This window comes from Herbaspirillum sp. GW822-FHT03A08 (assembly GCF_058801885.1).
In genome coordinates this window covers 40562-52222 of the sequence record NZ_JBXANR010000001.1, presented here as the reverse complement: position 1 = coordinate 52222, position 11661 = coordinate 40562, and the positions used below count along the sequence as shown (strand labels likewise).

Annotated in this window: 11 protein-coding genes; 8 read left to right on the top strand and 3 right to left on the bottom strand. The window is 59.2% G+C overall.

The features are described from left to right. Nucleotides 1–34: 34 nt before the first annotated feature. The gene (locus tag AC1RN6_RS00270; RefSeq protein WP_493002211.1) at nucleotides 35–1270 is read left to right on the top strand and encodes an MFS transporter; all 1236 of its coding nucleotides are present in this window, start codon (nucleotides 35–37) and stop codon (nucleotides 1268–1270) included. A 69-nt stretch (nucleotides 1271–1339) separates the two neighbouring features. Here AC1RN6_RS00270 and AC1RN6_RS00265 read toward each other — a convergent pair whose 3' ends face one another. Both AC1RN6_RS00265 and AC1RN6_RS00260 read right to left on the bottom strand, forming a co-directional pair. Further along, nucleotides 1340–2464 (bottom strand): DNA topoisomerase IB, encoded by a 1125-nt coding sequence (locus AC1RN6_RS00265; protein ID WP_493002209.1) that lies wholly within the window; start codon nucleotides 2462–2464, stop codon nucleotides 1340–1342. A 303-nt stretch (nucleotides 2465–2767) separates the two neighbouring features. Next, nucleotides 2768–4051 (bottom strand): D-amino acid dehydrogenase, encoded by a 1284-nt coding sequence (locus tag AC1RN6_RS00260; protein ID WP_493002207.1) that lies wholly within the window; start codon nucleotides 4049–4051, stop codon nucleotides 2768–2770. A gap of 117 nt (nucleotides 4052–4168) precedes the next feature. Here AC1RN6_RS00260 and AC1RN6_RS00255 point away from each other — a divergent pair, with 117 nt between their 5' ends. Further along, entirely contained in the window at nucleotides 4169–4657 is a 489-nt protein-coding gene (locus AC1RN6_RS00255) for an Lrp/AsnC ligand binding domain-containing protein (protein WP_007882305.1), read from the top strand. A gap of 54 nt (nucleotides 4658–4711) precedes the next feature. Further along, complete coding sequence (locus AC1RN6_RS00250) at nucleotides 4712–5164, top strand: MarR family winged helix-turn-helix transcriptional regulator (RefSeq protein ID WP_493002206.1); 453 nt, start codon at nucleotides 4712–4714, stop codon at nucleotides 5162–5164. A 137-nt stretch (nucleotides 5165–5301) separates the two neighbouring features. On the opposite strand, the gene AC1RN6_RS00245 is transcribed toward AC1RN6_RS00250, so the two are convergent. Beyond that, nucleotides 5302–5583: a hypothetical protein gene (locus AC1RN6_RS00245; RefSeq protein WP_493002205.1), complete on the bottom strand. Its 282-nt coding sequence runs from the start codon at nucleotides 5581–5583 to the stop codon at nucleotides 5302–5304. 207 nt (nucleotides 5584–5790) lie between these two features. On the opposite strand from AC1RN6_RS00245, the gene AC1RN6_RS00240 reads away from it, so the two are divergent. The 5 genes from AC1RN6_RS00240 (at nucleotide 5791) to AC1RN6_RS00220 (ending at nucleotide 11407) form a co-directional block, all read left to right on the top strand. Then, entirely contained in the window at nucleotides 5791–7371 is a 1581-nt protein-coding gene (locus tag AC1RN6_RS00240) for an ABC transporter substrate-binding protein (protein WP_493002203.1), read from the top strand. Between the two features lie 157 nt (nucleotides 7372–7528). Then, on the top strand, nucleotides 7529–8470 hold the full coding sequence (locus AC1RN6_RS00235) for an ABC transporter permease (protein ID WP_034381208.1): 942 nt from the start codon (nucleotides 7529–7531) through the stop codon (nucleotides 8468–8470). A 32-nt stretch (nucleotides 8471–8502) separates the two neighbouring features. Further along, nucleotides 8503–9336 carry an ABC transporter permease gene (locus tag AC1RN6_RS00230; protein WP_007882299.1) on the top strand — a complete coding sequence of 278 codons (834 nt, stop codon included), beginning with the start codon at nucleotides 8503–8505 and terminating at the stop codon, nucleotides 9334–9336. Nucleotides 9337–9362: 26 nt separating this feature from the next. Next, nucleotides 9363–10391, top strand: a complete 1029-nt coding sequence (locus AC1RN6_RS00225) for an ABC transporter ATP-binding protein (protein ID WP_493002202.1) — start codon at nucleotides 9363–9365, stop codon at nucleotides 10389–10391. Beyond that, a complete protein-coding gene (locus AC1RN6_RS00220; protein WP_493002200.1) occupies nucleotides 10388–11407 on the top strand; it encodes an ABC transporter ATP-binding protein in 1020 nt (339 codons plus the stop codon). Before AC1RN6_RS00225 ends, AC1RN6_RS00220 begins: the two co-directional genes overlap by 4 nt. Nucleotides 11408–11661: the final 254 nt, after the last annotated feature.

The following is an 11661-nucleotide window of genomic DNA, read 5'->3' as shown; positions in this document are numbered from 1 at the left end:
TCGGGTTTATCCATCCAAAATAAGACAGGCCATCATGGAGACAGCGCTTAATCCGCCGGAAATGCCTCAGGCAACCGAGAAACAGGCAGTAGAAAAAACCGGCTTCCGCGTCCTGGGCGCGATCAGTTTTTCGCATTTCCTCAACGACATGATTCAATCGCTGCTGCTGGCGATTTATCCGCTGTTGAAGGGCAATTTCCACCTGAGCTTTGCTCAGATCGGTCTGATCACTCTGACGTTCCAGGTGACGGCTTCGCTATTGCAGCCGCTGGTCGGCCTGTACACCGACAAACATCCAAAACCGTATTCGCTGGCCATCGGCATGGGTTCTACCTTGTGCGGTTTGCTGCTGCTGTCGGTCGCGCCGAATTTTGGCGTGCTGCTGGTCGCCGCTGCGCTGGTCGGCACCGGCTCCTCGGTCTTCCATCCTGAAGCTTCGCGCGTGGCGCGTATGGCATCGGGTGGTCGCCACGGCCTTGCGCAATCGCTGTTCCAGGTCGGCGGCAACGCAGGCAGCGCGATGGGGCCATTGCTGGCCGCATGGATCATTATCCCCGGCGGACAACGCAGCATCGCGTGGTTCACCATTGCAGCCCTGATTGCGATCGTCGTGCTGCGTCAGATCGGTCACTGGTACCAACGCCAGCAACTGGCCGGCAAGACCAAGTCAAAGAAAAAATCTTCCGGTTACGTCGAGCTGCCGCGCAACAAGGTCATCATGGCGGTCAGCATTCTGCTGCTGCTGATCTTTTCCAAGTACTTCTACATGGCCAGCCTGTCGAGCTACTTCACGTTTTACCTGATCAGCAAATTCCAGCTGTCGGTGCAGGATGCGCAGATTCATCTGTTCGTGTTCCTGTTTGCAGTGGCGATCGGTACCGTGCTGGGAGGTCCGATCGGCGATCGCGTCGGCCGCAAGCTGGTGATCTGGGTATCGATCCTGGGTGTGGCGCCGTTCACGCTGATGCTGCCCTACGCCAACCTTTTCTGGACCGGCGTGCTGACGGTCATCATCGGCATGATCCTGGCGTCGGCCTTTTCGGCGATCCTGGTGTTCGCACAAGAACTGATGCCGGGCAAGGTCGGTACCGTGTCGGGCCTGTTTTTCGGTTTCGCGTTCGGCATGGGTGGTATCGGCGCCGCGCTGCTGGGCAAATTGGCTGACGTGACCGACATTTTCTTCGTGTATCAGGTCTGCGCCTTCCTGCCGCTGATCGGCTTGCTGGCGGCTTTCCTGCCGAAGCTTGAGAAAGCGCCTGTGACGGCATAACTCCGCGGTTCTTTCCACAATAGAAAATCGGCTTTCCATGAAAATGGAAAGCCGATTTTTTTGTCTCTTCTAGCGCTTTGGCGATTTCTGCCGCTTCGGCTCGTCTTGCAAGCGTTGTTGCAGCAGCGCCAGCACCGCAGCTTCTTCCGGGCTCAAGGCATGCAGGTCGTGGACCAGATTGTCGCGCACCTGCTGCTTGAGCGTACCCGCCGTCACGCCGTCCAGATAGGACGAGATTACGTCCGGATGCACATAGCATTTGCGGCAGATTGTCGGCGTGTTGCCCAGCTTCATGGCGACGTGTTCAATTGCCTGAACGATGTTTTTCTTCGCCTGGGCCTGTGAATCAAATTGCTGAAATTCGTTGAGCGCCAGCGCCGCCAGCACGGTCCCGGCCCAGGTGCGGAAATCCTTGGCAGTGTAATCCTCGCCCGTGATCTCGTGCAGGTAGTCGTTAACGTCGCTGGAGCCGACGCTGTGCGTGTCGCCGGCTTCATCAACGTACTGAAACAGATCCTGTCCCGGCAAATCGAGCAGCTTGCGCACGATGCGCACCATGTAGGGATCATGCAGTTTGATCGTGTGCTGCACACCGCTCTTGCCGCGAAAATGGAACTTGATGTCGGCTCCGTCGACCTTGACGTGGCGATTGCGCAGCGTGGTCATGCCGAACGACTGATTGTTGCGCGCGTATTCGTCATTGCCCACGCGCATGAGTGTCGCCTGCAACAGATAAATCACCGTCGCCAGGACTTTCTGTTTGCTCAAGCCGTTTTTCTTCAGATCGTGCTCAAGACATTTACGTATCTGCGGCAATACCTTCGCAAAGCTGATCATGCGTTGGTATTTGACCTCGTCGCGCACGATGCGCCAGCGCGCGTGATAACGATATTGCTTGCGCTGGCGTGCATCGCGCCCGGTAGCCTGGATATGGCCGTTGGCCCAGGGGCAGATCCATACGTCCTCCCAGGCAGGAGGAACAGCGAGCGCCTTGATGCGGGCGAGCAGGGCGCTGTCGTGAATGGTCTTGCCGTCGCTGTCGGTATAGATGAAGTCGCCATGATCACGCGTACGGCTGATGCCCGGCGTGTCGTCGTTGACATAGCGCAGACCGCTTTCCCTGGCGATTTTCTTTGCACTGGGCACAGTCGGGCCTGGCGCGCAGGCCGTGTCGCGATGGGCTTGTGTATGCATGCGAAGGTCTTTCTCAAAGAGAGCTTGCGTTTGCGAATGGCGGCACGAAATCAGACTGCAGTCTCCGGCAGAGGGTCTCGTCGTGAGCGGCGGCAGGGAATTGTGAGAAGCAGCCGTCGATGAAACGATTATCGGCGTATTGCGTCGAGAGGAATGTCGGCGTAACCAGACAGCGCGTGTGGGACGTTTCCTACGTGCGCGGCCGGGCACTTGCAGACGGCAGAAAATAAAAAAGCCGAAGCGCAATGCTTCGGCTTGGCAGGTTGCAGCGCGGTTGCTGTTTTGCTGCAGATTTTCGATATGTCAGGCGGTCGCAGTCGCGTGGAATTGCTGCCGGCCCATATAACGCGCCACCGACAAATCTTCCGAAGCGATGGCGGGACGTCGACCCGAAATCAGATCCGACAGCAGTTGACCCGAGCCGCACGACATCGTCCAGCCCAGCGTGCCGTGGCCGCTGTTGATGAACAGGTTGCCGATCGGCGTGGCGCCGACGACTGGCGTACCGTCTGGTGTCATCGGGCGCAATCCGGTCCAGAAGCTGGCTTGTGCCGTGTTGCCGGCACCGGGGAACAGGTCGTTGACTACCATCTCCAGCGTTGCACGGCGCTTCGGATTGAGTTCCTTGTTGAAACCGACCACTTCCGCCATGCCCCCCACGCGGATGCGGTTGTCGAAGCGCGTGACGGCAATCTTGTAGGTTTCGTCGAGGATAGTCGACACCGGCGCTGCCTCGGCATTGACCACCGGGACGGTGATCGAATAGCCCTTGAGCGGATACACCGGGATGTCGACGATGTTGCGCAGGAAGTTGGTGGAATACGACCCCAGCGCCACCACGTAGCGGTCGGCTTTGACCAGTTCCTTGCCGCAGACCACGCCGTCGATCTCGCCGCCCGCCACCGCCAGCGCATCGATATCGACGCCGTAGCGGAAACGCACGCCCAATTCCTCGGCCATTTTCGCCAGCTTGGTGGTGAACAGCTGGCAGTCGCCGGTTTCATCGTTCGGCAGGCGCAGGCCGCCGCTGAGTTTGTGGCTGACCTTGGCCAGCGCCGGTTCGGCATTGGCGAGCTGGCTGCCGGTCAGCAGCTCGTAGGGCACGCCGGTCTGACGCAGCACGTCGATATCCTTTTGCGCGCCGTCGAACTGCTCCTGCGTGCGGAACAGTTGCAGCGTGCCTTGCTGGCGGCCTTCGTAGGCTATGCCGGTGTCGGCGCGCAACTGGCGGAAGCAGTCGCGGCTGTATTCGGCCAGGCGCACCATGCGCTCCTTGTTGATGGCGTAACTATCGGCATTGCAGTTGCGCAGCATTTGCCACATCCAGCGTAATTGCTGCAAAGTGCCGTCGAGACGGATCGCCAGCGGCGCATGTTCTTCAAACATCCATTTCAGGGCCTTGAGCGGAATGCCGGGCGCAGCCCATGGAGAGGCGTAGCCGGGCGAGATCTGGCCGGCGTTGCCGAAGCTGGTCTCCAGCGCCGGACCCGGTTGACGGTCGAGCACTGTGACCTGATGACCGGCCTTGGCGAGGTAGTAAGCGCTGGTGACGCCAATGACGCCGCTGCCCAGAATAACGACACGCATGATGTGATTCCCTGAAATAGTTGTAATTAAGCTGTAATTCATTAGAATTTAAAACTATGATATTGAGAATTAACTAGCATTTGTTTGTGTATTAATTGCTAAAAACGAGAATAAATAATGAGAACGCAGCAGCTTTCAGTACGCACCCTGGACAAGCTGGACCGCAAGATCCTGGCGGTCCTGCAAAAGGACGGGCGCATCTCGATGAAAGACCTCGGCGAGCAGGTCGGCCTGTCGATCACGCCGTGCATCGAGCGCGTCAAGCGCATGGAGCGCGACGGCGTCATCAGCGGCTATTACGCGCGTATCAATCCGGAAACGCTGGGGGCGACCTTGCTGGTGTTCGTAGAGATCACGCTCAACCATAAGTCGGGCAATATGTTCGAGCAGTTCCGCCGCGAGGTGCTGCGCATCCCGGAGGTGCAGGAGTGTCATCTGGTCTCGGGCGACTTCGACTATCTGATCAAGGCGCGCATCCGCGGCATGGCGGAATACCGCAAGCTGCTCGGCGACATCCTGCTGCAATTGCCGGGTGCGGCGCAGTCCAAGAGTTATGTTGTGATGGAAGAGATCAAGGAAACGCTGGCCTTGCCGCTGGAAGAGTAATCGCCGGCTTGCTGGGACAGAGTTGAGATATCGTCAATTCTTGTTTATTAAAAAATGTCAGATCAGTCAAATCAATCGGAACTGGAAACGCATCTTTTCTTCCTGTGCACGCAGGTCGTGTACCGGCGCAATCACTTACTGCAAGACGCTTTGCGGCCGCTGGAAATCCTTCCCACGGAATACCGGATCCTGAGCGCAGTCCTGCGCAAAGGTCCGCTGACGATGCAAGAGCTGGCGCAATGGACGGCCTACGAGCGCACGCGCGTGACTCGCATCCTGCACGCGATGGAAGCGCGCGGATGGATTGCGCGCAGCGCGTCGGAGCATGACAAGCGGTCAGTGGTCGTGCAGATCACGGACAGCGGACGCGAGATGTTCTGGCAGGCCAAGGTCATCGTCGATCAGGTGACCGATCAGGCCATGAGCGGCAACTCGGAAGAAGAGATTGCGCAGCTGCGGCATGGCCTCACGGTCTTGCGCAAGAAACTGATGGCGATGGAGAGCTGACTTGTTCTTCATCCTGCGTGGGCAGAGGTTGCGCATTGATGCGCACGACCCTCTGCCCATGCTTTTGTCTCTGCAATGATCGCGCCGGCATCGGCGATCTCCTCCTGTTGCAAAAAATCCACCCGTTATTTTTTCAGTCAGCTTGAGCAGTCTGTTGCAAAGCGCAATTTCCCCTCGTGCACCATCTCGTGACGTGGGCTGATTTCTGTCGTGACCATCAGTTGTCTCCAATGGCATTCCGGATCGCATTCGTGCGGCGATTTTCCGTGAGAAGCGATCGCCGATACCGTGCCCTTGTTTGGTGATTTGCGACGGCATTGCGCTTGTTTTTGGGGCGGCGCAGCATTTATGTTACTAAATAACAGTTCTTGCTTTTTCTCGTAATGCTTCGTAGATAAGGGATTCGTAACTTTTTGCATGTGTTTACTGATTGCTGCTTCAAACGGCGTGATATAAACTACCAAAAAATTTCAGCAAGCAGTCGCAGCAAAAGAATAAAAAACAAAGCATCAGCAAACGGCGCGCTATGGATGTCGCTTGACCGGCGGTTTTGAAAAACCGGTCGCCATTCAGTCCGCCGTTGCAAGGCCAGGATTTTTAACCCAGCAGGCATGTAGGAGAGGATGATGACAGTGCGATCTTTTTTACCGTCGTTCAACAAGGGCAGGCGTCTGCTATTTCAATATGCGGCAAGCGCAGCGGTGCTGGCGTCGGTAGGCACATTAGGCGTGGCGCCACTGGCACAGGCTGCTCCGGGCGGCGTCGCCAATCTGGCGATGGTGGCCGAGCCGCAAACGCTGGATCCGATGGCATCGACCACCGATCTGGTCGCAACCATCATGCAGCACGTCTATGAACCGCTGTATACCTTCGACGCTAAGTGGAACATCCAGCCCATGCTGGCGGAAAGCCTGCCCAAGGTGAGTGCTGACGGCAAGACCGTCACCATCGAACTGCGCAAGGGCGTCAAATTTCACAACGGCAAAGAGATGAAATCCGACGACGTCGTCGCTTCTCTCAAGCGCTGGATGGACATCGCACCGCGTGGTAAGGCGGTATCGAAAGAGATCAAGAGCCTCGACGCCAAAGGTCCGTACACCATCGTGCTGAGCATGCAGAACGCCTACGCACCGCTGCTGGCGCATCTGGCGCTGCCGTCCGGTTTCGCCGCGATCATGCCGAAGGAGTCTGCAGTCAATCCATTGAAGGATTTCATTGGTACCGGTCCTTATCAGTTCAAGGAGCGCAAGCCTGACCAATACGTGCTGCTGACCCGTTTCGACGGCTACAGCGCGCGCAAGGAGCCGGCCAGTGGTTATGCCGGCAAGCGTGAGGCTTTGCTGTCCGAGCTGCGCTTTATCCCTGTGCCGAATCCGAATACCCGCGTTGAAGGTTCGCTGTCCGGTCAATATCAGTTCGCCGATCTGCTGCCGGCGGAAGCCTCGCCGCGTCTGGCAGGCAAGCCGAATGTCGTGCCGGTGATCACTGCGCCGTTCGGCTTTCCGTATGTGGTGCTGAACACGGTGCAAGGCCCGCTGCAAAAGCAGGGTGTGCGCCAGGCGATTCAGGCCGCGCTGAACATGAAGGAAATCATGACCGCCGGTTTCGGCGATCCGAAGTTCTTCTCGGTGGAAGGCAATCACTTTCCGAAGGGCTCGCCGTTCTACTCCATGGACGGTACCGCTTCGTATAACCAGGCCAATGCAGCCAAGGCGCGCGACCTCGCCGCCAAGGCCGGTTACAAGGGCGAGCCGGTCAAGATCCTGACCAGTAAGCAGTACGAATTCCACTACCGCATGGCGCTGGTGATGGGCGAAGAACTGAAGCTGGCCGGTTTCAAGGTCGACATGCAAGTGGTCGACTGGGCGACGCTGATCCAGCGCCGCAATGATCCGGCGCTGTGGGATATCTACATGACCCATTCGGCTTTCCTGCCTGAACCGACACTGTCGCCGCCGCAACTGAGCGATGGCGCACCGGGCGGCTGGAAGAGCGCCGGCAAGGACGTGTCGGTCACCGTGTTCTCGCACGAGATGGATCCGGCGCATCGCGGCGCATTGTGGGGCAAGGTGCAGAGCGTGGTGTACGACGAAGTGCCGTATATCCGTCTGGGCAGCTTCAACAGCCTGACCGCGAAATCGTCCAAGCTGCAGGGCTACACACCTATGCCTTGGCCGTATTTCTGGAATACCAAGCTGGCTGACTAAGTAGCTGGAAAGCACTTCTCTGCGCAACGCATGATTTTCCCTGCATTGCGCAGAGGCAGGCTCTGAACATTTCATATCCCATCGATTTCGTTTTTGACGAAACCGATGGACGGGCTGCATCCGTTTTTTCTTTTATTTCCTAACCGACTTCACGTCTATGCTCCGTTATCTTTCAGGACGCTTCACCGGCATGGTGATCGTCATGCTGATCGTCGCCGTGCTGGTGTTCTTCATCACGCGTCTGGCGCCGGGCGATCCGGCTGCGATCATGCTGGGCGACCAGGCCACCGTCGCCGATATCGCCAAACTGCGCGCCCAATATGGCCTCGACAAGCCGATGCTGGTGCAATTCGGCTTCTGGCTCAAGGAGCTGGCGCAGGGCAACCTCGGCCAATCCATTTTCTTGCAGATGCCGGTGACCGAAGCGCTGGCTTCGCGTGCCGAGCCGACTTTCTTTCTGACGATTTTTGCGGTGGCGCTGGCCTGCCTGATCGGCATTCCGTGCGGCATTGTTTCCGCCGTGTGGCGCGGTCGGGTGGTGGATCAGGTGTTCACCGGCATCGCCATGCTGGGCGCAAGTATTCCCAGCTTCTGGTTCGGCCTGATCCTGATGCAGATTTTCGCCGTCAAGATGGGCTGGTTTCCGGTGGCCGGTTACGGCGATCCGGGTGCGCCGTTGTGGGACCGTCTGCATCACCTGCTGCTGCCGGCAGTGGTGCTGGGCGTGCTCAATTCGGCGCTGATCATCCGCTTCACGCGCGCTTCCATGCTCGACGTGCTGTCCGATGACTACGTTCGCACGGCACGCGCCAAAGGGCTGAACGAGCGCCGTGTGATCCTGCGTCATGCCTTGCGCAATGCACTGATTCCGGTGGTGACAGTGATCGGTCTGACGGCGGCGCTGATGATCGGCGGCGCGGTGGTGACCGAGACGGTGTTCGGTTTGCCGGGCGTCGGCAATCTGGTGGTGTCGGCAGTGCAGCGGCGTGATTATCCGGTGATTCAGGGCGCCTTGCTGGCGATTGCCGTGATCTATGTGCTGATCAATCTGGCGATCGATTTGCTCTACACGCTGATCGATCCGCGCGTCCGGTATTGATCCGGCTCTTGAACAGAATCACAGGATTTCCCATGTTTGCTTTTCTCTCTAAATTCATGCGGCGCAAGCTGGTCATGTTCGGCGTCATCAGCCTGGTGCTGCTGGCCGTCCTGGCTGTCGTGGTGCCGCTGACTTCTCCTTACGATTCGTCGGCGCTGGACATCATGGCGCGCCTGCAGCCGCCGTCGGCGTCGCATTGGTTCGGCACGGATGAATTCGGTCGCGATATTTTCACGCGTGTGCTGACCGGCGGCCGCTATTCGCTGACTATCGGCGCGCTGGTGGTGGTGATCTCACTGGTGGCCGGCGTGCTGATGGGTTTGTGCGCCGGTTTCTTCAAACGCATGGATGCGCCCATCATGCGGGTGGTCGATGCCATGATGTCGTTCCCCGACATCCTGCTGGCGATTGCGCTGGTGGCGATTCTCGGCTCCTCGCTGATCAACGTCGTGCTGGCGCTGGCGATTGTCTATACACCCCGTGTGGCGCGTATCGTGCGCGCCTCGACGCTGGTGGTGCGTGAGCTGTTGTTCGTGGAAGCGGCGCGCGCGCTGGGCGTATCGACGGTGCGCATTGTGTTCTTCCACGTGCTGGGCAACATCCTGTCGCCGATTCTGGTGCAGGGCACCTTCATCTTCGCCTACGCGATTCTGGCGGAAGCGGGCTTGTCTTTCCTCGGCGTCGGTGTGCCGCCTGAGCTGCCGACCTGGGGCACGATGATTTCTTCCGGGCAGGCCTACGCCGAGCAGGCGATCTGGCTGGTGGTGTTCCCGGGCATCGCCATCGTGCTGTCGGCGCTCTCGCTGCAAATGGTCGGTGACGGCCTGCGCGACATGCTCGATCCGCGCCTGCGCAAAAGCCTCTAATTCCTCCAGCAAAGAGAGTACAGATCATGCAAGAACAGAGAGTCCAACAAGGGACGCCGCTGCTGGAAGTCGACAACCTGCAGACGCATTTTTTCACCGAGCAGGGCACCGTAAAGTCGGTCGACGGTGTGAGCTTCACCCTCAACGCCGGCGAGACGCTGGCCGTAGTCGGCGAGTCCGGTTCCGGCAAGTCCGTGACCAGCTTGTCCATCATGGGTTTGATCCCGGCCGACGCCGGTCGCGTGGTTGGCGGCAGCATCCGCTTCAAGCGCCGCGACGGCGAAACGGTCGACCTGACGCGTTTGCCGCAACGCAGCCTGCGCCAGTTGCGCGGCAATGAAATCGCGATGGTGTTTCAGGAGCCGATGACCAGTCTGAATCCGGTCTTCACGCTCGGCGACCAGATCGCGGAAAGCGTGCGCCTGCATCTGGGCAAGAGCCACAAGGATGCCATGATCCACGCGCAGCGCATGCTGGAGCTGGTCGAGATTCCCGCCGCCGCACGCCGCTTGTACGAATATCCGCATCAGCTGTCGGGCGGCATGCGCCAGCGCGTGATGATTGCGCTGGCCTTGTCGTGCAATCCTTCGCTGCTGATCGCCGATGAGCCGACCACGGCGCTGGACGTGACGATTCAGGCGCAAATCCTGGCGCTGCTGCAAAAGCTGCAGCGCGAAACCGGCACCGGCATCTTGTTCATCACCCATAACCTCGGCGTGGTGGCAGAGATCGCCGACCGCGTCGCCGTGATGTACGCCGGCCGCATGGTGGAGCAGGGCAGTGTGCCGCAGATTTTTGACAATCCGCAACATCCCTACACGGCCGGCTTGCTCAATTGCCTGCCGGGCCGCAGCAAGAACCACGCCGTCGCCGGCGAGCGTCCGCGTCTGGCGGCGATCCCCGGTCAGGTTGCCAGTCCGCTGGCGCCGCCGCCGGGTTGTGCTTTCGAACCGCGTTGCAGCTACGCTTCGGATGCCTGCCGTGTCGCCATGCCACCGCTGACGCTGGGCGATGACGGCCACAATGTACGCTGTGTTTTGAGGAAGTCGGCATGAGCACGATGAATACGACAAATAACGCCAATGTAAACAATGTGAGCAGCACCGCGCCGCTGGTCGAGGTACGCCATCTGAAAAAGTACTTCAGCGGCAAGCAAAAAGACGCGCCCATCCGCGCCGTCGACGACGTCAGTTTCGCCATCATGCCGGGCGAAGTACTCGGGCTGGTTGGCGAATCCGGCTCGGGCAAGAGCACCGTCGGCCGTACTTTGCTGCGCCTGATGGAGAGCAGCGGCGGCGAGATTCGCTATCAGGGGGAGGACATCTCCAACCTGTCGGCTTCGCGCATGCGCGCTCTGCGGCGCGAGATGCAGATCATTTTCCAGGATCCGTATGCCAGCCTGAACCCGCGCCAGCGCGTGCGCGACATCATCGGCGAAGCACTTGATACGCACGGCCTGCACCGCGGTGATGCCCGCGCCACGCGCATCGCCGAGCTGCTGCAACTGGTCGGCTTGCGTGCGGAACATGGCGCGCGCTATCCGCACGAGTTTTCCGGCGGCCAGCGCCAGCGTATCGGCATTGCCCGCGCTCTGGCGGTAGAGCCTCGCTTCATCGTCGCCGATGAGCCGGTATCGGCGCTGGACGTGTCGATTCAGGCGCAGGTGATCAATCTGTTGCAGGACCTGCGTCAACGCTTCAATCTGGCAATGTTGTTCATTTCGCATGATCTGGACGTGGTCGAATATATCTGCGATCGCGTGGTGGTGCTGTATCTGGGTAAAGTCATGGAAATCGCACCGGCGTCCGCCTTGTTCGAGAAGCCTCTGCATCCGTATTCACAGGCTTTGCTGGCGGCTTCGCCCAAGCCGGAGTCCGATGCGCGGGAGCAAGCCAGGAATCGCCGCACCCTGCAAGGCGATTTGCCTAGTCCGGCCAATCCGCCGTCGGGATGCGTGTTCCGCACGCGTTGCCCGTATGCACAGGAAGCCTGTGCGGCGACGGTTCCCGACCTCCGGGAAGTCTCGTCCGGCCGCTGGCGTGCCTGTATTCGCGATGATGTGTTGCTTTGAGTGCGGCTGCGATCTCAATACCGGTTGATGCAGTCTAAGAGCCCTGTCTCCTTGCTATTTTTCTTTGCTCGTCGTCCTGACGAAGGTCAGGAGAAGGTCAGGACCCGGTGTCGTATCGGCGCTTGTCACGACACTGGGTCCCAGCGTTCGCTGGGGCGACGCTGACGGTGGCTATCTTTGTGTGAGACGCCTTCGTTCGCTGTACTCCTTTTTTAGCCGCTTGACTGTGTACGTCACGACTGCCCGCAACAGGT

Bases quoted from the DNA above. Each gene is read 5' to 3' on its own strand.
- AC1RN6_RS00270 (WP_493002211.1), top strand. From the start codon at position 35: ATGGAGACAGCGCTTAATCCGCCGGAAATGCCTCAGGCAACCGAGAAA.
- AC1RN6_RS00265 (WP_493002209.1), bottom strand. From the start codon at position 2,464: ATGCATACACAAGCCCATCGCGACACGGCCTGCGCGCCAGGCCCGACT.
- AC1RN6_RS00260 (WP_493002207.1), bottom strand. From the start codon at position 4,051: ATGCGTGTCGTTATTCTGGGCAGCGGCGTCATTGGCGTCACCAGCGCT.
- AC1RN6_RS00255 (WP_007882305.1), top strand. From the start codon at position 4,169: ATGAGAACGCAGCAGCTTTCAGTACGCACCCTGGACAAGCTGGACCGC.
- AC1RN6_RS00250 (WP_493002206.1), top strand. From the start codon at position 4,712: ATGTCAGATCAGTCAAATCAATCGGAACTGGAAACGCATCTTTTCTTC.
- AC1RN6_RS00245 (WP_493002205.1), bottom strand. From the start codon at position 5,583: ATGCAAAAAGTTACGAATCCCTTATCTACGAAGCATTACGAGAAAAAG.
- AC1RN6_RS00240 (WP_493002203.1), top strand. From the start codon at position 5,791: ATGACAGTGCGATCTTTTTTACCGTCGTTCAACAAGGGCAGGCGTCTG.
- AC1RN6_RS00235 (WP_034381208.1), top strand. From the start codon at position 7,529: ATGCTCCGTTATCTTTCAGGACGCTTCACCGGCATGGTGATCGTCATG.
- AC1RN6_RS00230 (WP_007882299.1), top strand. From the start codon at position 8,503: ATGTTTGCTTTTCTCTCTAAATTCATGCGGCGCAAGCTGGTCATGTTC.
- AC1RN6_RS00225 (WP_493002202.1), top strand. From the start codon at position 9,363: ATGCAAGAACAGAGAGTCCAACAAGGGACGCCGCTGCTGGAAGTCGAC.
- AC1RN6_RS00220 (WP_493002200.1), top strand. From the start codon at position 10,388: ATGAGCACGATGAATACGACAAATAACGCCAATGTAAACAATGTGAGC.